The 20,841-nt window shown below is 65.5% G+C and carries 22 protein-coding genes; 6 read left to right on the forward strand and 16 right to left on the reverse strand.

Annotation, left to right across the window (positions count from 1 at the left end):
- The 5 genes from AC1DRP_RS06260 to AC1DRP_RS06280 form a co-directional block, all read right to left on the reverse strand.
- A partial coding sequence (locus AC1DRP_RS06260; protein ID WP_476768102.1) for an NAD(P)/FAD-dependent oxidoreductase occupies positions 1-1,065 on the reverse strand: 1,065 nt, incomplete at its 3' end.
- Positions 1,062-1,352, reverse strand: coding sequence for a (2Fe-2S)-binding protein (locus tag AC1DRP_RS06265; RefSeq protein ID WP_476768103.1), 291 nt, complete (start codon positions 1,350-1,352; stop codon positions 1,062-1,064). The genes AC1DRP_RS06265 and AC1DRP_RS06260, both read right to left, overlap by 4 nt.
- A 10-nt stretch (positions 1,353-1,362) precedes the next feature.
- A complete protein-coding gene (locus tag AC1DRP_RS06270) occupies positions 1,363-2,157 on the reverse strand; it encodes an ABC transporter permease (protein ID WP_113519132.1) in 795 nt (264 codons plus the stop codon).
- 5 nt (positions 2,158-2,162) lie between these two features.
- Positions 2,163-3,020: an ABC transporter permease gene (locus AC1DRP_RS06275; RefSeq protein ID WP_476768104.1), complete on the reverse strand. Its 858-nt coding sequence runs from the start codon at positions 3,018-3,020 to the stop codon at positions 2,163-2,165.
- Positions 3,017-4,090 carry an ABC transporter ATP-binding protein gene (locus tag AC1DRP_RS06280; RefSeq protein WP_476768105.1) on the reverse strand — a complete coding sequence of 358 codons (1,074 nt, stop codon included), beginning with the start codon at positions 4,088-4,090 and terminating at the stop codon, positions 3,017-3,019. The genes AC1DRP_RS06275 and AC1DRP_RS06280 overlap by 4 nt, the downstream gene beginning before the upstream one ends.
- Positions 4,091-4,272: 182 nt before the next feature.
- On the opposite strand from AC1DRP_RS06280, the gene AC1DRP_RS06285 reads away from it, so the two are divergent.
- Positions 4,273-5,100: an IclR family transcriptional regulator gene (locus tag AC1DRP_RS06285; protein ID WP_441489861.1), complete on the forward strand. Its 828-nt coding sequence runs from the start codon at positions 4,273-4,275 to the stop codon at positions 5,098-5,100.
- 19 nt (positions 5,101-5,119) lie between these two features.
- Here the strand turns inward: AC1DRP_RS06285 and AC1DRP_RS06290 are convergent, their stop codons facing one another.
- Genes AC1DRP_RS06290 through AC1DRP_RS06320 form a run of 7 tightly spaced genes read right to left on the reverse strand, consistent with a single transcriptional unit; the run spans position 5,120 to position 10,953 of the window.
- A complete protein-coding gene (locus tag AC1DRP_RS06290; RefSeq protein WP_441489860.1) occupies positions 5,120-6,106 on the reverse strand; it encodes a TRAP transporter substrate-binding protein in 987 nt (328 codons plus the stop codon).
- A complete protein-coding gene (locus AC1DRP_RS06295) occupies positions 6,106-7,974 on the reverse strand; it encodes a TRAP transporter large permease (RefSeq protein WP_476768106.1) in 1,869 nt (622 codons plus the stop codon). Before AC1DRP_RS06295 ends, AC1DRP_RS06290 begins: the two co-directional genes overlap by 1 nt.
- Positions 7,975-7,992: 18 nt before the next feature.
- Positions 7,993-8,307 (reverse strand): NIPSNAP family protein, encoded by a 315-nt coding sequence (locus AC1DRP_RS06300; protein ID WP_043235378.1) that lies wholly within the window; start codon positions 8,305-8,307, stop codon positions 7,993-7,995.
- Between the two features lie 3 nt (positions 8,308-8,310).
- Complete coding sequence (locus tag AC1DRP_RS06305) at positions 8,311-9,441, reverse strand: LLM class flavin-dependent oxidoreductase (protein WP_476768107.1); 1,131 nt, start codon at positions 9,439-9,441, stop codon at positions 8,311-8,313.
- Positions 9,442-9,470: 29 nt separating this feature from the next.
- On the reverse strand, positions 9,471-10,043 hold the full coding sequence (locus tag AC1DRP_RS06310; protein WP_476768108.1) for an ABC transporter substrate-binding protein: 573 nt from the start codon (positions 10,041-10,043) through the stop codon (positions 9,471-9,473).
- 7 nt (positions 10,044-10,050) lie between these two features.
- Positions 10,051-10,341: a hypothetical protein gene (locus AC1DRP_RS06315; RefSeq protein ID WP_476768109.1), complete on the reverse strand. Its 291-nt coding sequence runs from the start codon at positions 10,339-10,341 to the stop codon at positions 10,051-10,053.
- A 9-nt stretch (positions 10,342-10,350) separates the two neighbouring features.
- Entirely contained in the window at positions 10,351-10,953 is a 603-nt protein-coding gene (locus AC1DRP_RS06320) for a nitroreductase family protein (protein WP_476768110.1), read from the reverse strand.
- Between the two features lie 490 nt (positions 10,954-11,443).
- Between AC1DRP_RS06320 and AC1DRP_RS06325 the strand changes: the two genes are divergently transcribed.
- From AC1DRP_RS06325 to AC1DRP_RS06345, 5 genes are all read left to right on the forward strand, one after another.
- Positions 11,444-11,605 (forward strand): hypothetical protein, encoded by a 162-nt coding sequence (locus AC1DRP_RS06325; RefSeq protein ID WP_441479381.1) that lies wholly within the window; start codon positions 11,444-11,446, stop codon positions 11,603-11,605.
- 206 nt (positions 11,606-11,811) lie between these two features.
- Positions 11,812-12,132, forward strand: a complete 321-nt coding sequence (locus AC1DRP_RS06330; protein WP_476768111.1) for a hypothetical protein — start codon at positions 11,812-11,814, stop codon at positions 12,130-12,132.
- A gap of 94 nt (positions 12,133-12,226) precedes the next feature.
- Positions 12,227-12,718 carry a MarR family winged helix-turn-helix transcriptional regulator gene (locus AC1DRP_RS06335; RefSeq protein WP_476768112.1) on the forward strand — a complete coding sequence of 164 codons (492 nt, stop codon included), beginning with the start codon at positions 12,227-12,229 and terminating at the stop codon, positions 12,716-12,718.
- Positions 12,719-12,737: 19 nt separating this feature from the next.
- Positions 12,738-13,946 carry an efflux RND transporter periplasmic adaptor subunit gene (locus AC1DRP_RS06340; protein ID WP_476768113.1) on the forward strand — a complete coding sequence of 403 codons (1,209 nt, stop codon included), beginning with the start codon at positions 12,738-12,740 and terminating at the stop codon, positions 13,944-13,946.
- Positions 13,943-17,083, forward strand: a complete 3,141-nt coding sequence (locus tag AC1DRP_RS06345; RefSeq protein ID WP_441505852.1) for an efflux RND transporter permease subunit — start codon at positions 13,943-13,945, stop codon at positions 17,081-17,083. The genes AC1DRP_RS06340 and AC1DRP_RS06345 overlap by 4 nt, the downstream gene beginning before the upstream one ends.
- Here the strand turns inward: AC1DRP_RS06345 and AC1DRP_RS06350 are convergent.
- The 4 genes from AC1DRP_RS06350 to AC1DRP_RS06365 are packed head-to-tail and all read right to left on the reverse strand — an operon-like array spanning position 17,046 to position 20,839.
- Positions 17,046-17,444: a methylglyoxal synthase gene (locus AC1DRP_RS06350; RefSeq protein WP_441505853.1), complete on the reverse strand. Its 399-nt coding sequence runs from the start codon at positions 17,442-17,444 to the stop codon at positions 17,046-17,048. The two genes, AC1DRP_RS06345 and AC1DRP_RS06350, sit on opposite strands and share 38 nt — an antisense overlap.
- 32 nt (positions 17,445-17,476) lie before the next feature.
- Positions 17,477-18,442, reverse strand: a complete 966-nt coding sequence (locus AC1DRP_RS06355) for a 2-hydroxyacid dehydrogenase (protein ID WP_441505854.1) — start codon at positions 18,440-18,442, stop codon at positions 17,477-17,479.
- Between the two features lie 28 nt (positions 18,443-18,470).
- A complete protein-coding gene (ggt, locus tag AC1DRP_RS06360) occupies positions 18,471-20,150 on the reverse strand; it encodes a gamma-glutamyltransferase (protein ID WP_476768114.1) in 1,680 nt (559 codons plus the stop codon).
- Positions 20,151-20,161: 11 nt separating this feature from the next.
- Positions 20,162-20,839, reverse strand: a complete 678-nt coding sequence (locus AC1DRP_RS06365; protein WP_441505856.1) for an RraA family protein — start codon at positions 20,837-20,839, stop codon at positions 20,162-20,164.
- Between the last annotated feature and the right edge of the window lie 2 nt (positions 20,840-20,841).

Here is a 20,841-nt window from a genome sequence, read left to right on the forward strand (position 1 = left end):
TTCGAGGACATTGCGGAAGCGGCCGATGCGGGAAAGCGCGCGCCCAATGGCCTCGGCGCGCTCCGGGTCATGCGGCAAGCCGCGATCCTCGAGCAGGGCTAGCCCGGCGCGCTCGCCCGCGAGTTCCGCCGCATCGGCACCCGCAATGGCAGCCCCGTCACCCGCGAGATAGACGCCTGGCACGCTGCCACGACCGGCCGCATCGCGTTCAGGGAGCCAGGCACGGTCACGCTCGTCGAACCCGAAGCGGCAACCGGCGAGATCGGCGAGCTGGGTTTCCGAGCGCAGCGCCAGGCCGTAGCCGATGCCATCGCAGGAGAGCCTCCGCGAGCGCGTGCCCTGGCGCCACAGGATCGCCTCGACGCGCCTGTCCCCTTCGACGCGGACATCCTCCACGCCATAATGCAGCGCGACGCCGCGCAGCCTGAGTTCGGCCGTCATCCGCATGCCGCGCAAGATGACCGCAGGTTCGAGCGCAAGGCCGCGCAGCAGGTTGAGCTTCGCGTTGAAGGGAGCGGTATCCAGCACCGCGGCGACGTCGACGCCAGCCTTCAGATACTGCCAGGCGACGAGATAGAGCAGCGGCCCGGAGCCGAGGAAGACGACGCGCGAGCCAATGGCGCAGCCTTGCGCCTTCAGTGCGATCTGGGCACCACCGAGGGTGAAGACGCCCGGCAGGGTCCAGCCCGGAATCGGCAGGATGCGATCGGTCGCCCCGGTTGCCAGGATCAACCCATCATAGGCGATCTGCCGGTTGGTTCCTGCCACTGCGATATCGGCCTGGCCGTCCCGCAGGTTCCAGAGCAGCGCCTGCGGCCAGTAGTCGAGCCGTCCGGCAAGGGCGGCGAAATCGCTGTGCAGCCGCTCGGCCTTCGACGCTTCGGAGCCATAGAGCGCCGCGCTGCTGCGTTCGTCGGCAACCAGCCTCTGGCGATAGATCTGACCGCCGCAGGCGGGCGCCTCGTCGACGACGAGCGGTCGCAGGCCAGCCTTGACCAGTGCCTCGGCGGCCCGGACGCCGGCGGGCCCGGCGCCAACGATCAGCGGTTGCGCACGCGCCGTCACGCCACCCTCCCCTTGGCTGTCACGATCCGCATGCCGGCGGCGAGCGCCGTGGTGCAGGCGCGCAGGCGTGCCCCGCCTTCGAGACGGACCCAGCAATCCTGGCAGGCGCCCATCTGGCAGAAGCCGGCGCGCGGCGAAGCCGAGAACTCGCTCACCCGCAGCACCTCGCTGCGATTGAGGATGGCGGTCAGCACGGTGTCTCCGGCCCGCCCCTCGCAAGGCTCGCCGTMGAGAATGAAGGCGATGACCGGGTGGCTTTTGCGTGCGATGCGGTGAAGCAATGGCATCGGTCCGCGCTCACTTCTGTCCGACGAGGATCTTGTCGAGCCCGAACGCGCGGTCGAGCACCAGCATCGCGCCGGCCGTCAGCGCGATCATCAGCGCCGAGACCGCCGCCATCATCGGGTCGATGGATTCGGTCGCGTACATGTACATACGGACCGGCAAGGTCACGGTCGCCGGCGAGGTGACGAAGATCGACATCGTCAGCTCGTCGAAGCTGTTGATGAAGGCGAGCAGCCAGCCGCCGGTGATGCCCGGCAGGATCATCGGCGCGGTGACGCGGCGGAATACCGTCCAGTGCGAGGCGCCGAGCGTCATCGCCGCCTGCTCGGCACTGCGATCCATGCCCGAGAGCGCCGCAAGGACCAGCCGCAGCACATAGGGCGTGACGATGATGACATGGCTGACCACCAGCCAGGTGAAGCTTCCGGTCGCGCCGATCAGGGCGAAGAGCCGCAGGAAGGCCACGCCCAGGACGAGATGCGGGATGATCAGCGGCGACAGGAAGAGCGCGTTCAGCCCATCACGGCCGGGAAAGTCGTAGCGGTCGATGGCGAGCCCGGCCGGCACGGCGAGTGCGATCGCGATCGTTGCCGACAGTGTCGCGAGCCACAGGCTGTTGACGAAGGAGGCGACGAAATCCGGGTGCACGAAGATCTCGCGGAACCAGCGCAGCGAGAAGCTGGTGGTCGGGATCGAGAGCGTGTTCTCGGGCGTGAAAGCGACGAGGCAGATGACCAGCAGCGGCGCCAGCACGAAGGCGACGACGAGCGTGTGGAAGGCGAGCGCGATCGGACCATTTTTCTGCATGGCGCTTATCCCAGGGTCCGGCGGGCGCGGGCTTCGACCATGCGGTTATAGGCCAGCATGATGATGAGGTTCGCGACGAGCACGATGATCGCGATCGTGGCGCCGAGCGGCCAGTTCAGCTCATGCATGAACTCGTCATAGACGAGCGTCGCCGCCATCTTGAGCCGGCGGCCACCAAGCAGGCCGGGGATCGCGAAGGCGCTGGCCGAGAGCCCGAAGACGATCAGGCTGCCAGATAGCATGCCCATGCTGACCTGCGGCATCACCACCCGGCGCAGCGCGGTGAAACGCGAGGCGCCAAGCGTCCAGGCGGCAGCCTCGACGGAAGGATCGAGCTTCTGCAGCGAAGTCCAGACCGGGATGACCATGAAGGGCAGCATGACGTGGACAAGCGCGATCACGATCGCCGTCTCGGTGTRGAGCAGCTTCACGGTGCCAAGCCCAAGCGCCTGGAGTGCCTGGTTCACCAGTCCGGTCGAGCCAAGCAGCATGCTCCAGCCAAAGGCACGCACCACCACCGAGACGAGCAGCGGCCCGATGATCACCAGCAGGAAGACGGAGCGCCAGGGATCGCGCATCCGCGCCAGGATATAGGCCTCGGGCACACCGATCAGCGCGCAGAGCAGTGTCGTCAGAGCAGCCACGCGCAGCGTCCGCAAGAAGATACCGAGATAATAATCGTCCGTGACCACCGCGAGGTAGTGGGCGAACGTGAATTCGTTCTTGATGCCCGTGCCGTGGTCATAGACGTGGAATGACAAAATCACCGTCAGCACCAGCGGGACGATGACCAGAGCCAGGAACAGCAGGGCGCCGGGCGAGACCAGCAGCCAGGGCGTCAGCGCCGAGCGGGCCCGACTCATGCCGCGGCTCCGGTCGTAGCGGTAACGGCCTCGACCCGCAGGCTCGCAGGCGTCCAGTCCAGTGCAACGGCATCGCCCTCGCCTGCCGGCTCTTCGCCATGGTTGGGAACCGAGACAGAGAGCGCTCCAACCGGCGTCTCGACGGTGAAGAGCCAGTAGCTACCGAGGAAGAAGCGATTGACGATGGTACCGTCGAGCCGGCCCTGGCCCTGCGACCGCAGCAGGATCTTTTCAGGACGCAGCGAGAGCGCGACCGTCTGGCCGTCCGGGAAGCTCGCCTGCTCGCAAGGCAGGGACACGCCGTTGATCTGCGGTGTTCCGGCGGGGCCGTGCCCTCGCCAGATGCCGTCCAGCCGGTTCATCTTGYCGACGAAGGAGGAGATGAAAGCCGTAGCCGGGCGCTCATAGAGCCGGTAGGGCGCATCGATCTGGGTCATGCGACCCTGCTCCATCACGACCACCCGATCGCTGATCGACAAGGCTTCCGCCTGGTCATGCGTGACCATGATCGTCGTCGTGCCGACGCTCTGCTGGATCCGGCGCAGTTCGAACTGCATTTCCTCGCGCAGCTTGGCGTCGAGATTGGAAAGCGGCTCGTCGAGCAGCAGCACCGGGGGCACGATCACCAGTGCACGCGCGATCGCGACGCGCTGGCGCTGGCCGCCCGAAAGCTGGCGCGGATATCGGTCGGCAAGCTGGGCCAGATGCACCAGCCCGAGCATCGTCTTGACGCGCTCGTCGCGCTCGGCGCGGGCGACCTTGCGCATCTCCAGGCCGAAGGCGACGTTCTGCGCCACGGTCATGTGCGGAAACAGTGCATAGCTCTGGAAGACGATGCCGAGACCGCGCGTGTTCGGCTTCTCACGGGTGATGTCGCGCCCGTCGAGAGCGATCTTTCCGCCTGTCGGTTCGACGAGGCCGGCGATCATCTGAAGCGTCGTGGTCTTGCCGCAGCCGGACGGACCGAGCAGCGAAACGAACTCGCCCTTGGCGACGCTGAGGTCGACATCGCGCACCGCGGCGTGATCGCCATAGACCTTGCTCAGCGACGCCAGCGTCAGGAAGCCCATCTCCACCTCGCCTGGTAGACACCCCGGGAGCATCGAACGGGGCGCCGATCTGCAACGGCGCAAGGAGGCGGCAGGGGCACGAATTCGTCAATTTATAATTTCATAGAAGATAATTTCATTTGACTTAATTTCGACATATGGAATTTTCTAAAGGACATCGAAATGCAAATTCGGACAACCGAATGAACGATTCAGCCGAAGCGACATCGAGCCTGCGTCGCGCGCTCGGTCTCCTGCGCATCCTCGCGGCAGCAGATCCCGCCGGCATACGCCTGAAGGACCTCTCCGAGGCGGCAGGCTGCAGCCAGCCGACGGCGCATCGCGCCTTGCAGGACCTGATCGCGGAAGGTTTCGCCGAGCAGGTCACCGGTGGGAAGCGTTACCGGCTGGCCCTGGACTTCTTCGTGCTGGCGGCCCGCGCCGGCCAGGCCAGCGGATTGCGCGATCTTGCACGGCCGGTACTGCTGCGCCTCTCGGCGACGCTGCACGACACCATCTTCCTGCTGGTCCGCAACGGCTACGATGCTGTCTGCCTCGATCGGGTCGAAGGCCCCTTCCCGATCCGGTCCTTCACGGGCGATATCGGCGGCAAGGTGCCGCTCGGCATTGGACAGGGCAGCCTCGCCATTCTCGCGCATCTTCCCGAGGACGAACGCGAGGCCGTGATCCGCTTCAATATCCCGCGTCTGCTCGATCGCGGCTTTCTGGACGAGGCCGGCCTGCGCATCGCGCTGGCCGAGGCACGCGAGCTGGGCTGGGTCAGCCTCAATACCGGGCTGATCCCGGGCATGGCCGGCCTCGGCGTGCCGGTCTTCGATGCAGAAGGCCGCGCCGTCGCGGCGCTCAGCATCGGCACTCTGGCGGAGCGCCTCAGCGACGAGCGGGGCCCGAATGTCGCGCGGATTCTCCAGCGGGAGGCCGCGACGCTCGGCGCGAGCCTCAATCCGTTCGATGTTTCGCTGCGCTATCCCTCACGCAGCCTCAGCAGCACGGCCCGCCAGTATCCCTGAGAAAGCGAGGCGGGCGCGATCACTCCACCTTGGCGATCGCTTCGATCTTCTCGATGCCGCCGAGCTTCGGGGCGAATGAGATCCAGACCTTGCGGGCACCGGCCTCCCAGCCTGGACGATCCTCCGGTTGGACGAGCTTGCCCCCCTCGGATTGCGCCTTGGCCATCGATGCCTCCTCGTCGGCAAGGATGAGGTCATCGAAATAGGACGTGCCTTCGGCTGCCGCCTCGGACAGCGCCTTGCGATCCTCCGCCGTAAGCCCCTTCCAGAAGGACGCCGAGACATAGACGACGCCGCTCGCCCAGATATGCCCGGTCTCGATCAGATAGGGCACGACCTCGTGCAGCTTGAAGCCGACATAGGCCGATTTGGTGAGGTCCATGGCATCGACGACGCCGGTTTTCAGCGCGTTATAGGTTTCGGGGATCGGAATCGGCGTCGGATAGGCGCCGAGTCCCGACCAGAGCTCGGTATGAAGCGGGCTCTGGATTACGCGGATGCGCTTGCCCTTGACCGATTCAGGCGTCGTCAACGGCTCCTTCGCCAACAGGTGGCGCGCGCCGTAATTGATGAAGCCGAGCACGACAAAACCCTGCGCCTCGTATTTCGCCTTGAGTTCGGCGCCAAGCGCACCATCAAGCACGCGCTTGAGATGGCCACGATCGCGGAACAGGAAGGGCAGATCGAGGATCTGGCCGTCCGGCACCCAGGAGGAGAGCGCCGAGATCGTCGAAAGCGAGGCCTGGACCGAACCGAGCCTGATCCCTTCCGCGACCTCCTTCTCGCCGCCGAGTGCCGCGTTGCCGACGATGCGCAGATCGAAGCGGCCGGGCGCGGTCCTGTTCAGCGTCTCCGCGATCCTGCGCCAGATCTTCGTCTCTGGCTTGTCCTCGCCGAAGAGCGAGGCGACGGTCACCGGCCGGCCAGCGGCATGGACCGCACGAGCCGAGAGGAGCGCGGGCGCGGCAAGCAGGCCTGCGGCGACTTGGCGGCGGGTCAACGACATCAGAAGAACTCCTTGATGGAAAGCGGGAGCGACGGCCAGACGGCTGCACCGAGCGAGAGAACGGCGAGCGCCACCAGCAGCGAGCCGAGCAAGGGCAGCACAGCGCGGAAGACCGAGCCCGCGGGAATGCGCAAGATGCCGCTGACGACATAGACGAGGATGCCGAGCGGCGGCGTCAGCCCGTGGATCATCAGGTTGACGACGAGGATGACGCCGAACTGGATCGGGTCCAGTCCGGCCGCGACGGCGACCGGCAACAGCAGCGGACCGAGCAGCAGGATCGCAGCGCCGATATCGAGGAAGAGCCCCGCCGCCAGCAGCACGAGATTGGCGAGCAGGATCACCGCATAGGGACCGGCGCCGAGAGCGGTCACCAGGGCTGCCATCTGGTCCGAGACCCGGTCGACCGCGAGCATGAAGGCAAACGGCGCGGAGGCTCCGATGAGCAGGCCGACGGCCGCTGCCTCCGTCGCCGATTTCCGCAAGGCGGCGAAGACGGTGCGACCATTCAAGCTCCGTAGCGCGAGGCAGGTCACCAACGAATAGGCCACCGCGAGCGCAGACGCTTCCGTCACGGTCACCACGCCGAAGCGGATGCCGACCACCACGACGATCCCGAGTCCGATCGCGGGCAGCGCCCCGACAAAGCTTCGCACGCGCTCGACACCGGTCGCCTTCGGCGCAGCGTCGACGACATTGCGCACGCTGAGATGAATGCCGATGGCGAGAGCCAGCGCCAACACCCCACCAGCGATAAAACCGCCAACCAGAAGCGAGCCGACCGAAAGGTTTGTCGCAGTCGCCAGCAGCAGGAACGCGATCGAGGGCGGGATGATATTGTCCAGCATCGAGACGCCGGCGACGATCGCGCCAGCCTGCGCCGGCGGATAACCACGGGCGATCAGCGTCGGCGCCATCACCTTGGCCCCGAAGGCGGCATTCGCCACCGAAGAACCCGACGCCCCTGAGAACAGGACGCTCGCGACGAGCGCCGTCTGGGCGAGGCCCGCCCGCAGGTGCCCGACGAGCGCCCCGGCAAAGCGCACGAGCCGTTCCGCAAGGCCGCCTTTGGTCAGCAACTCGCCCGCTAACAGGAAAAAGGGGACCGCGAGCAGCAGGAACTTGCTGATCCCGGAGACCGTGTTCTGCACGATCGCTGGCTCGGGAAGCAGCCCGCCAAAGGCCCCTGTCAGCGAGACGCCGGCCAGCAGCGCGAATGGCAGAGGCGCGCCCAGGATCAGGCCAAGCCCGGCAAATCCGGCGGCGATGAGGCTCGGTGGCTCGACGAAGAGCCCGGTGACCTGCTGCGCCAGCAGGTAGGAGCCGATCCCGACCGCAAGCGAAAGCGCTGCCGAGAGCCAGGAGCGGTCCAAGGCAGCGCGAGCCAGAACGACCAGCAGCGTCAGTCCGCCCCCGATCGCGAAGACKCCGAAGCGCAGCGACTCCGGCAAGCCCAGCACGGTCGAGACGCCGCCGACCTGCGCCGCGACCCCGGCGCCGCCAAGCGCGAGCACGAGTGAGCCATGCACGGCAAAACCATCGGCCAGGATCGCCGCCCCTCGCTGTCCCGAGGCCGGCAATAACCTGACGATGACATCGAGCCGCATGGCAAGCGCGCTGGTCGCGGCAAGCGGCGCTCCGATGGCGATCAGCGCGGCATGAAGCCAGATCGCCAACTCGTCCGACCAGACGAAGCCGCCGCCGAAGACATACCGACGAATGACAGCCGCAATGACCACGCTGAACAGGATCGCGAGCAGCGCCGCGCCCGCAATCTCGAGGACCGAGACGAGGCGCGACAGCGCGCGCGCGGCAGGGCGACGCAAAAGCCCGGGCGTTTCCGCCCTCACATCAGCCAAGGTTGTCATCACGCGTTCGCCAGGAGCTTAGCGCAGGGGCGAAAAGGCGGTCGGCCGCAGGATACGGCTTCGCATCTCGAGAACATAGGGCGCAGCCTTGGCGCGAAAGGCCTGCCAGGCAGGGTCGGCTTCCATTGCGGCACGCCGACGTTCGCGGTCGCCGGCATCCTCGAAGCGCCACATATGCACGACCTCGTTGACCACGCCGGTATCGGTGGTGAACCAGCCGATCAGATGGCCGAGATGCGAGACCTGCAGTTCCATGCCTTCGCGGACATAGAGGTCGAGATAATCGCGCACATGGGCGGGCTTGATGGCATAGGTGCGTTCGTCGAGGATCATGACTTAGCCTGCGGCTTTCGCTGAGAGGTCGCGGTCGAACAGGTTGGACCAGGTGAAGGCCGAGCCCGCCCGGGGAGTTCTTGCCACGTCGAGATGCGGCAAGACCAGTTCGGCGAAGCGGTAGGCTTCCTCGAGCAGCGGCATGCCGGACAGAATGAAGGTCTCGATGCCCGCCGCCTGATAGGCGCGCAACGTCCGGATCACGGTCTCGGGCGAGCCGACGATTGCAGTGCCGGGCCCGGGACGCACGAGCCCCAACCCAGCCCAAAGTCCTGGCGCAATCTCGAGGTCACGCGCGAATTTGGGCTTCAACCCGCCATGCAGTGCCGTCATCTTCTGTTGCCCGACTGAATCCGTGCCGGCCACGAAACGGGCATTGGCCGCGATGGCGGCGTCGTCCATCTGATCATGGAGATCCTGAGCCGCCGCCCAGGCCTCCTCGTCGGTCTCGCGGACGACCACATAGAGCCGGATGCCATAGTTCAACTCGCGGCCATGGGCCGCGGCGCGCGCCCGCACATGCCCGACCTTTGCAGCCATCTCGTCCGGGGTTTCGCCCCAGGACAGATAGGTATCGACATGCTTGGCAGCGACCTCGATCGCAGCCTCGGAAGAGCCCCCGAACCAGAGATCGGGCTGCACCATCGGATCAGCACCCGAGAGAGCGAGCTTGGCCTCGATCGTCTCGACATGGCGTCCCTTGAAGGTCACCGTTTCGCCGGCGAGGATGCGCCGGAACACAGTGAGATATTCGTCGGCCATCACGTAGCGCTCGTCATGGGGCAGCATCATGCCATAGGCGCCGAGCATCTTGGCGTCGCCCGAGACGATGTTGATCAGCAACCGCCCCTTGGAGAATTCCTGGAAGGTCGCGGCCATCTTGGCCAGCAGCACCGGCGGGATCAGCCCGGGGTGGATCGCCGTCAGGAAGCGCATTCGCTCAGTGAAGGGCAGCAGCGATGCGCCGAGAACCCAGACGTCATGCGCACCGGTCGCCAGCAGCGCGCCAGTGAAGCCGAGATGATCATAGGCCCGCGCCAATTGCTGCAGATAGGCATGATCCATCTTGCGGGCGCCGTCCTTCTTCCAGGGATAGCGGCCGTCAGGGGCGGTCAGATACCAGAGCACATTCATAGGCTTTGTCTCATGATTTGCAGTGATGCCTAAGCCGAAGCGGCGGCGTCTTCGAACCGGGAGAGGCCGAGCGCTCGCCGAAGAATGCCATGGCGGACGAGGCAGGCGGCCTCCTGCTCCTGTTCGGCCAGAACGGCGGCGTCGATCGCAGAGGTGCGCCAATCGCGCGAGCGCAGAACGGCGAGCCATTGCGCTTCATCGACATCCCCCGATGCCGAGAGCTGGCGAGCAGCCGCTTCTGCATGGTCCTCAACGAAGCGCGCGATGCGCGCGATGTGCTTGTGGAAGGCGGCGATCTGGTTCGGCCGCCGATCGAGGACCGGACGATGCGTCCAGAACAGAGAGCGATTTGGGATGACGCCTCGCGTATCCGCCATGGCGACAAGCCCGCCTCGATCCAGCTCCACAGGCAGGTGAGGATCCATCGCGATCCAGGCCGCGACCTCGCCCTGCCGCAGAGCCCTTGCCGAAGCCACTGGCGAAAGATCGATGCGGTTGAAATCCGCAAGGCCCAGGCCAGCCCGTTCGGCGAGATGCGCCAGCAGATAGGTATGGAACGAGCCCTCGACGAGGGCGATCCGGCAGCCTTTGAGGCCTGCCAATGCGACCTCAGCCTCGTCCTTCCGCCTCAGGATGGCACCATTGGCCGGGCGCGGTTGCCGCGAGATAGACCGCCTCGAGCCCCAGATCTTGCGCGGTCAGCGGGGGCGTCGAGCCGGTGCCGCCGAGTTCGATCTCGCCGCCGGCGAGCAGTTCTCCGGTCGCGCGGCCATCGGCATAGTCGACGAACGCCCAGCGCTGATCGCCCTCCCTCTCCGCGAGCAGCCGCGCGAGGCGCAGATGTAGGTTGTTGGCATGGACCCCGACGCGAAGGCGGTCAGGCGAATGAAGACCGCTCATCTCGTCCCCTCAGCCAGCCGGGAAGGCGCCTTCGAAGACACTGGTCGAAAGCGGATTGCGCTGGCTCGGAACCTCGCGGGCCTGCAGTGCCTCGGGCAATTGCGCCTTGTCGCCCACCTTGCCAATGGCGACGGCCGCCTCGACCCGATAGCCGCCGGGAACATTCAACTCCACCGCAGCCCACTCAAGATCGAGCCCCGCCATGCCATGCGCCTGCCAGCCCGAGCGGGTCGCCTGCAATGCGAGATGGGCCCAGGCCGCACCGGCATCGAAGGAATGAGTGTGGGAGGCGATTTCCTCGACCTTGCCCGGAACGGCAAGCGTCGACTTCGAGACGATCACGACGAGTGCCGCCGAGTCCTTGGCCCATGACGCATTGAACGCATTCAGCAGGCCTAGCAGCCGATGCCAATGGGCGGAGGCACGGCGGGCATAGATGAAACGCCAGGGCTGGGAATTGTACGAGGATGGCGCCCAGCGCGCGGCTTCGAACAGAGAGAGCAACTCGGCTTCGCTGATCTCATCGTCACTGAATGCACGAGGCGACCAGCGTTCGAGAAAGAGTGGATCGATCGCATGGTCAGCGGCGCGGTCATTGGCAGTCGTCGGCATGATCCGGATGTCCGTGAGGCAGTATTGAGAAGTATGGCACCAAAGCACTGAGGCAGATTCGCCGCAGAATTGCGAACGTTCGGGCAGGGAACGTCCGCGATAACGCTCTCACGACTGGTCGAGCGAACCTTCGCCGCTTACGAAGACCGCCTGAGATCGTGCAGAAAGCATCGAGCTTGGACCGGCTCCGGTCAATAGAATTGTCTGTTTAAACGAACGATCGATTTGGAAGATTCTTTACGAACAGCCTCTAGATACGAGCAACCAATTCTCAATTGCCGTTTGCCGTCGGGGAATGCAGCCAAAAAACCCAAATCTGCCGCACGATCACCGCACAAGAATCCGTCATGCCGAACGAACGTGAACTTGCCCTTCCCTCCTCTGACGCTCCGCCCGGGTTCTTTTCCGGCCGCCGCGAGAAAAATTCCGACGGCAGGCGGAACCTTTGCGTCGCTGCGGCGTTTGCGGCGAAATGCGGGAGGTTGCGGTCATGAATGGCGTGGTGTTCGCCTCGGCAGTCGTCCTTTGCGGAGGCATCGTTTCGGTCCTCACCGGGAGTATTCCCACCCACGGATTTTTCGCTGAGTTTGTCTGGTCAGGGCTAGCCTTGGCTGGGCTGATCACCATCGCAGGCATCGAAGCCTCGAGCTGAATTCTCGTCTGCTCTTTGGTGTGAAAGGCGCCCTTCGTTACGAAGGCTCGCGCTGCTTCCTGCTTGCTGCTTCGCCCCGGCCTGAGTTGAGCGTAGGATCGTCTGCGCTGTCCGAGCCTTGCCACCAGGCATAGGCGGGTTTTGACCAGACTTGAGGTGGCGGCCGCCGCCGGCCTCGCAGCCCACGGTCCAGATGGGAGTTCGCGATGAATACAGCCAACCTGCAGCTAGAAGGCCTGCTTGTCGCCGTAGCCGAACTCACGCGCCTGCTGGTTCGCAAGGGACTTGTCGAGGAAGCCGAGGTCGAGTGGGCCCTGGACCGTGCGGAAACGAGTCTCCGCTCCGACCACAGACGCATGGGCCAACTCCGGGAGAGCAATGCCGACGCCGTCACATTCCCCGTGCGCTTTCTGAGCGCCGCCTTGAGGAATACCGGGGACGCCCCGCTCTCCTTCTCGGAACTGGCGTGTCATGTCGGGCAGTCGAAGCCGGCCCGGGTGCCGCAACCTCCTCCCCCTGCATCCTGACATCGGGTTCGACTTCAAATCTCCACCACCGCAACGCCGAAATGCCGCAATCGCCTCCATACCATGAGCTAGCTTATGATATGGAGGCCTGAGCATGCGGCGCCCACTCAAGCGCGAACTCGTTTTCCAGCTTCTCGAGACCTCCCGGCAACTGCGCAGCTATGTCGACCAGCGCGCACGGGAAAATGGCACGACCCGCGCGCAATGGAGCGTGCTGGCTCGTCTGCGCCGCGCGGAAGGTCTCAATCAGGCCACGCTCGCCGAGATGCTCGAGCTGCAACCGATCTCGTTGACACGCCTGCTTGACCGCCTGGAAAGCCAGGAACTCGTCGAGCGCCGCCTTGATCCCCAGGATCGGCGCGCACGGCTCCTGCACCTGACCTCCGCGGGTCGAAAGCTCGTCGACGATCTCGATGCGCTGCGCGCAGAGATCGCCGGCGAGGTACTCGACAGTATCGACGAACCTTCTCTCTCGACGACCCTGGCGACACTCGCATCTGTCCGGGACAGGCTGAGGCACGGAGCCCCGGAGCGCGCCGAGGCGAAGCTGGCCGCGCGTCGCGCGCCCGCTGGCGGCGCCCTTTGAGTTGCGCGGAGTAGGCTCGATGAAAGGCTCAAAATCACTCTGGGTGATCGCCATGCTGGCCATGGGCGCCGTTGGCGCCGGCCTGTGGCTGAAGCTCCCAAGCGCAAACCAGGGCAAGGACGGCGGCTCCCGCGCCACCACGACGCGCAGCGAAGCACCCGTTTCGGTCGTGACCGCCAAGGCGACAACGGACGACGTCCCCGTACATAAGCGGGCTATCGGCTTCGTCGAATCCCCTGCGATCGTCACCGTCAAATCGCGGCTCGACAGCCAGATCATGGAGCAGCACGTCAAGGACGGGCAATTCGTTAGGGCCGGCGACCTGCTCTTCACACTCGACGACCGCGATCTGCGCACTCAGATTGCCAGGGATCAGGCTGCTCTCGCCCGCGACCAGGCGACCCATGACCGTGCCCAGGCCGACCTTGCCCGCTTCCAGCAATTGCTGGCGAAGAACGCCGGCACGCAGCAATCCGTGGACCAGGGTATTGCCGATGAGAAGACGGCAGCCGCGACGATCCTGGCGGACAAGGCAGCGCTTGAGTCAGACATGCTCAAGCTGAGCTATAGCAAGATCACCTCACCGATCGATGGACGAGCGGGCGCCGTGCTGGTCACGCCGGGCAATCTCGTCAGCGCCAACAGCGCGGGCCCGGGCCTCGTCACGATCACGCAGGTCAAGCCGATCCGCGTCGCCTTCACCTTGCCCGAACGCGAGGTACCCATGCTGCAAGCGGCGCTCACGGCCGGCAAGGTTCTCAAGGTCACCGCGAAACCCGCCGACTCGCCGCGCCCGCCGGCAGAAGGAACCCTCACCTTCGTCGATTCCAGTGTGGACATCGCTTCCGGCACCATCGCGGCCAAGGCTGCTTTCGCCAATGCCGACCTCTCGCTCTGGCCAGGCCAGTATGTCGATGTCGCAGTCGAGGCCGACAGGCTCGACAATGCCACGATCATTCCGACGGTCGCCGTGCAGGTGGGGCAGAAGGGCTCCTATGTCTATGTCATCAAGCCGGACGACACGACCGACCTGAGGCAGGTCAGCATCGCCCTCGTCGATGGCGACAGGACGGTGATCACGGACGGTGTTGCGGCAGGCGAGCGCGTGGTCGTCGACGGCCAGATGCGGCTCAAGCCCGGAACCCGCGTCCGCGAGCGCGCTCCCCCCGGAGCGGATACCAAGCCCGCGGCAGGCAAGGAGACCATCGCCGACGGAGGTCGGTCATGAGCATCTCTGGCTTCTGCATCCGCCACCCCGTGGCGACCATCCTGATGTCGGTCTCGCTGGTCCTCGCAGGGCTCTTCGCCTATCGCTTCCTGCCGGTCGCGGCCCTRCCCCGCGCCGAATTCCCGGTGGTGAACGTCTCGGCGCAACTGCCCGGCGCCTCTCCMGACACCATGGCGACCTCGGTCGCGACGCCCTTGATCAAACAGTTCGCCACGATCGCCGGCATCGACAGCATTGCGACGACAAATTCCCAGGGCGCAACCTCGATTGCCATCCAGTTCGTACTCAATCGCAACATCGATGCCGCCGCCGCCGATGTGCAGGCCGCGATTGCGCGCGCCCAGAAGCAGCTGCCGATCGAGATGACCGCGCCGCCGAGCTATCGCAAGGTGAACCCGGCCGACGCGCCGATCATCCTGCTCGCGCTGAAGAGCGATATCATCCCGCTCTCGCAACTCGATGCTTTCGCACAGCAGGTGATCTCGCCTGCCCTGTCGACTGTCGACGGCGTTGCGCAGGTCCTGATCTTCGGCAGCCAGAAATATGCGGTGCGCATCCGCATCGACCCGACCGCGCTGGCGGCTCGCGGCATCGGCGTCGACACCTTGCAGAATGCGATCACCTCCGCCAACGACAATTCTCCGGTCGGCACGGTGCAGAACGACCGGCAGCAGCTGACGATCCAGGCCAGCACACAGCTCGCAAATGCAGCCCAGTTCGCCGATGTCATCATCGCCACGCGCAACGGCAAGCCCGTGCGCCTCGGCGATGTCGCGAAGGTGATCGACTCGGTCGAGAATACGCAGACAGCCAGCACCTATGACGGCATGCCGGCCGTCGTGCTCGCAGTGCAGCGCCAGCCCGATGCCAACACCGTCGACGTCGTCGACAGGGTCAAGGCCATGCTGCCGGCGTTCCGCGAGCAGTTGCCGGCGGCAGCGCAACTGGCGCAGCTCAATGACCGCTCGACCTCGATCCGCGCCGCGGTCGAGGATGTTCAGTTCACGCTGGGGCTGACCATCGTTCTGGTCATCATGGTGATCTTCGTCTTCCTGAGAAGGCTCACCGCGACCCTGATCCCGGCAGTTGCCGTGCCGATCTCGATCATATCAACGCTCGCGGCGATGTATGTGCTCGGCTTCTCCATCGACAACATCTCGCTGCTTGGCCTGACGCTCTCGGTCGGCCTCGTCGTCGACGACGCCATCGTCATGCTCGAGAACATCGTGCGGCACATGGAAGAGGATGGGCTCTCAGCCTTTGACGCAGCTCTCAAGGGCTCGCGCGAAATCGGCTTCACCATCATCTCGATCTCGCTCTCGCTTGTCGCGGTCTTCATCCCCGTGCTGTTGATGGGTGGTGTCATTGGCCGGATCTTCAACGAGTTCGCGGTGGTCGTCACCGTCGCGATCCTCGCCTCGGCCTTCGTGTCCCTGACACTGACGCCGATGCTCTGCTCGCGGCTGTTGACCAACGCCGACCAGCACGCTCCCGAGCACGGCCTTGGCCATGTGCTCGAACGCGGCTTTGAGAGCGTGCTCCGCGGCTATGACCGCGCGCTGACTCTCTGTCTGCGTGTGCAGCCGCTGATGCTTGCTGCCTTCTTCGCAACAGTGATCGGCACGGTCTGGCTCTTCCAGACCGCGCCCAAAGGTTTCTTCCCGCAAGAGGATATAGGTCAGCTCCAGGTCGCGACGGAAGCGAGGCAGGATATCTCATTCCCCGCGATGCAAAGGCTGCAGAAGGAGGTTGCCGACGTCTTCCGCAACTCGCCCTATGTCAGCCATGTCGCGTCCTCAGTCGGAGGCGGAGGCGGCGGTGGCGGCAGCGGCGCGCTCAATGCCGGGCGCCTCTTCGTCGAGTTGAAGCCGAGAACCGAACGTCCTGCGCTGCAGACCGTGCTCTCCGACCTGCGCAGGCAGCTCGCACAGGTCGCCGGCATCAACGCCTTCATGACACCGGTTCAGAACCTCAATATCGGCGCGCGCGCCTCCAAGAGCCAATATCAGCTCGTGGTGCAAGGCCTCGACCAGACGCAGATGAACGATTGGGCGCTGAAGCTCGCCGATGCGATGAGCCAGGATCGCGCGACCTTCACCGACGTCACCACCGATCTCCAGAACAACGCCCTGCAAGCGACCCTGGTCATCGACCGCGACAAGGCAAACTCACTGCAGATCGGCGCCGACACCCTGCGCTCGACGCTGTATTCCGGCTTTGGCGTTCGTCAGGTCTCGACCATCTTCACCACCGGAGACAGCTATGAGGTGGTTGTCGAGTTCGACCCCGCTCTTGGCTGGACGGCCGACAAGCTCGACGCGATCCGCGTGCGCGCCAGCAATGGCCTGCTTGTCCCGCTCGGCTCCTTCACCCGCGTCGAGCGCACGGCGGGGCAGCTGACGGTGAACCAGCTCGGCCAGCTTCCGGCGGTGACCATTTCCTACAACCTCCCTGCGGGCGTCGCGCTCGGCGACAGCGTGACCAGGATCAACACCATCAAGACGGAGCTTGGGTTACCGACGACGCTCTCGACGACGCTTGCCGGCACCGCCAAGACCTTCCAGGATTCGCTCGCCAACCAGGGCCTGCTGATCGCCGGCGCGATCCTGACGATCTATATCGTGCTCGGCATCCTCTATGAGAGCTTCATCCATCCGCTGACGATCCTGACCGGCCTGCCATCGGCGGCCATCGGCGCCCTGGCCGCGCTGCGTCTCTTCGGCCTCGACCTGTCGGTGATCGCGATCATCGGCATGCTGATGCTGATCGGCATCGTCAAGAAGAACGCGATCATGATGATCGATGTCGCGCTCGTGCTGCAACGCGAGGGCGTGCCCTCTCAGGATGCGATCCACCGCGCCTGTCTGATGCGCTTCCGCCCGATCCTGATGACGACGCTGGCGGCGCTGATGGGCACCTTGCCGATCGCACTCGGCGCCGGCGCCAGCGCCGAGCTGCGTCAACCTCTCGGCATCGCGGTGGTCGGCGGACTGCTGATCTCGCAGGTGCTGACGCTCTTCATCACGCCGGTGCTGTTTCTCTACATGGAGCGCGTGTCGAAGGCGCTGACCATCGCGAGATGGGCGAACCCGAAGCCGACTACCGCCGCCGTGCGGGAGAGAACACGTCCGACATGATCAATGCGTCGGCCGTGCTTGGGCTGAACGCGGCCGGGATATCGTAGACCAGAACGAGGCGAAGCAGCGCCTTGACGTCCACGTCATGGGGCATGGCGGCAAGCGGATCGGGGAAGAAGATCAGCACGTCGATCTTCCCCTCGGCGATCATCGCTCCGATCTGCTGATCGCCGCCGAGCGGGCCACTCTTCACTGTCTCGACACTGACATCGGGGTGGCTCTGCTTCAGCACAGAACCCGTCGTCGCCGTGGCCACAAGCCGATGCGCGCTCAGAACCTGGATGTTTCGCGTCACCCAGGCCGCAAGATCGGGCTTCTTGCGGTCATGGGCGATCAAGCCGATGCCGAGGCGTTTCGTCATGTCCGCCTTCCCTGTTCCAGCCCCGCGCGGGCTCAGACGACGCTGTCGCGCTCGGGCACGGGCTCGCCGCGCGAGACACGGGCGATGTTGTCGAACATCCGCTTCACCGTCGGGGCGAAATTGTCGGATGCGATCGCCGCCAGATGCGGCGTCACCACCAGATTGTCGAGCCCGAGCAGGGGGCTGTCAGCCGGCAGCGGCTCGATCTCGAAGACGTCCATCGCGGCGCCGGCAATCTCCTTCGCGCGCAAGGCCTCGATCAGGTCGTTCTCGGCGACGACGCCGCCGCGCGCCACGTTGATAAGCACCGCCGTCTTCTTCATCGCAGCGAAGGCAGACTTGTCGATCATGTTCGCCGTCTCCGGCGTCAGGGGGCAATGCAGCGAGACGACGTCGGACTTCGCCAGCAGTTCTGCCAGCGAAGCGTGCTTCGCGCCAAGCTCGACTTCCTCTGCGGCGGAGAGCGGCTGGCGCTTCGAATACAGGATCGTACAGCCAAAGCCCTTCAGCAGCTTCGCGACATTCTGGCCGATGGCGCCAAAGCCGACGATGCCAACCGTCTTGCCGGACAGGGTGAAGGTGTCGCCCGGCAAGCGCCCGCCACGCCAGTCCCCCTTCTTCAACTCGGCATGGCCGAAGGAAATATGACGCAGGGCCGAAAGCATCAGCCCGAGCGTGAACTCGGCGACCGGCACGGCATTGCTGCCCGTGGTGCGGGCAACCTTGATGCCAAGCTGCTTGGCGGTCTGGGTGTCGAGATTATCGACCCCGACGCCCCATTTGTGGAGCAGCTTGAGCTTCTTCGCCGCCTTCAGCACCTCGGCATTGACGCCGACCTGTCCCGCGATCGCGTATTCGGCCTCCGCGATGATTTCCTTCATGTGGTCGTCGCCGCGCGCCGTGCCATGCGTGAGGACGAAACCCGGCGGCAGGAGCGCCCTGAGCTTGTCGGCGCGTTCAGGCGCCATGGGATCGAGGACGACGATGGTTTCTGACATGATGATGGTCCGATTGGCTTGAACGAAATCAGGCAATGGTGAAGCGGACGCCGGCGCGCGCCAGCCCGCCGGAGATCGCGACGGGCGTGCCATCGGCGCGCCAGCAGGCGGCGCCGGTGAGCGTTCCGTCGGAATTGAAGCCGATGGCATTCATGCCGCCGGCGACACGCTGCACGCGTGCGATCTGATGGCCGYGCGCAGTCAGTTCGCTGGCGACCGAATCCGGGATCGCGCTCTCGAGTTCGAGGGCTCCACCCTCCGTCCAGACACGCGGCGCCTCGACGGCCTCCTGCAGGCTCATGCCGTGGTCGATCAGGTTGACGATCGCCTGCAGTGCCGAGGGGAAGATGCGCAGGCCGCCGGGCAGGCCGAGCGCGAAGGCAAGCTTGCCATCGCGCAGGACCATCATCGGCGCCATCGAAGTGAAGACCCGCTTGCCTGGCGCGATCGAGAGCGCGCGGCCGGGATGTGGATCGAAATTATACATATAGTTGTTGGTCAGCATCCCGGTGCCGGGGATCTGGGTGCAGGCGCCGAACAGGCCGTTGATCGTCTGGGTGGTCGCAACCACATTGCCAGCCGCATCCGCTACGGTGACATGAGTGGTGTTCGCGGATTCCCCGGCGCTGAGACCGGCCGCCCAGGCCTTGGTATGGGCCATGTCGATATCGGCGCGGCRCTCATCGGCGTAGGACTTGGCCGTCAGACGCTCGATCGGCACCTTGACGAAGGCCGGGTCCGCAGTCGCCACCGCCCGGTCGGCGAAGGCGATCTTCAGGGCCTCGGCAACGAGATGCACGGCATCGCTCGAGCCGAAGCCGAGCGCACCGATATCGTAGCCCTCGAGGATGTTCAGCATCTGCACGATATGGACGCCGGACGAGGATGGCGGCGGCGGACCGAGGATCTCGAAGCCGCGATAGCGACCCCGAACCGGCTCGCGCTCGATTACCTTGAAGGCGGCGAGGTCGGCCTGGTCGATCAGCCCGCCATTGGCCGCCATGAAGGAGGTTAGCGCCGCGCCGAGCGGGCCATCATAGAGCGCCGAGGGGCCGGTTTCGGCGATCAGCCGCAGGCTCGCGGCATAATCGCCCTGAACCAGCCGCTCCCCCGCCGGCAGCGCCTTTCCGCCGGGCAGGAACAGTTTTGCAAGGCCCGGATCGCGTGCKAGATCCGGCGCGCAATCCGCGATGCAATCGGAGAGATAGGGGCTGACCACGAACCCGCGTTCGGCCAGCCGGATCGCAGGTTGGAGCACATCGGCGAGCGGCAGCGTGCCGAAGCGCGCCAATGCCTCGCACCAGCCGACGAGCGCACCGGGAACCGCGACGGCCTTGGGGCCGACGAGGTTCTCGCGGTCACGCGTATCTCGCGCCTTGCCGACCTCGTGCGACAGCGCCTCATACATGTCGGCACTGGCCTTGCCCGGCGCGGTCGACAAACCGTCAAGCACGAGATGACGACCGTCAGCCAGCCGGATATGGGCAACGCCGCCGCCGAGCACGCCGACCATCATCGGTTCGACGACGGTGAGCGCGAACAGCGAGGCGATGGCCGCATCGATGGCATTGCCGCCCGCGAGCAGCATGTGCGATCCCGCGGCCGAGGCGAGCGGATGATTGGTGACGACCATGCCGCGCGAGCCGGTGGCCGACAGCTTCTCGCAGGTGAAATTGGCGACGCGCGGGCCGCGCAGCTGGGCGTTCATCGTGTCTGTCCTCAGCCGTTCTGCTTCAGCGCCTCGAGCACCATCTTGGTGGCGCCGGAGATGTCGCCAAGCTTCTCGCCGGCCTTGACGCGCGCCTGAGTGCGCTCGCCACGCTCCTGCCGGGCCAGCGCCGCGTCGGCAATCGCCTCGGCCTCTCCTGCCGGCAGCACCAGCACGCCGGACTCGTCCGCGAGGATGATGTCCCCGGCCCTTACCGCGACATTGCCGCAGGAGATCGGCAGGTTCAGCGTGCCGCCGAGATTGTAGAGCCGGGTCGTGATCGGCGACATGCCGCGGCACCACATCGGGAAATCGCTGTCTTCGATCTCGGTCAGATCCGTGCAGGGGCCATCGACGATGCCGCCCATCGCGCCGGCCGCCTTGGCCGCCACGGTGACGCCGCCGCCCCAGCAGGCATGCTTGTCATCGCCGAGTCGATCGACCACGAGGATGTCGCCGGGGCGCAGAAGCCCGAGCGCGTGGTGCAGCAGCGTCGAATCCTGCCCGGGAATGGCAAGCGTCACGGCTGCGCCGGCGATACGCTTGTTGCGCAGCAAGGGCTGGATGCCGCGGTCCATGAATCCCCAGTGCTGGGAATGGCCGATGGTGGCGGTTTCGACGCGGCTGAGCTTCTCGGCAAGGGCCGGCGAGATCTGCTGCGGCATGGGTTCGATGCGGTAGTCGGGCATGG

The sequence above is a fragment of the Allobosea sp. 01N443 genome (assembly GCF_056399325.1).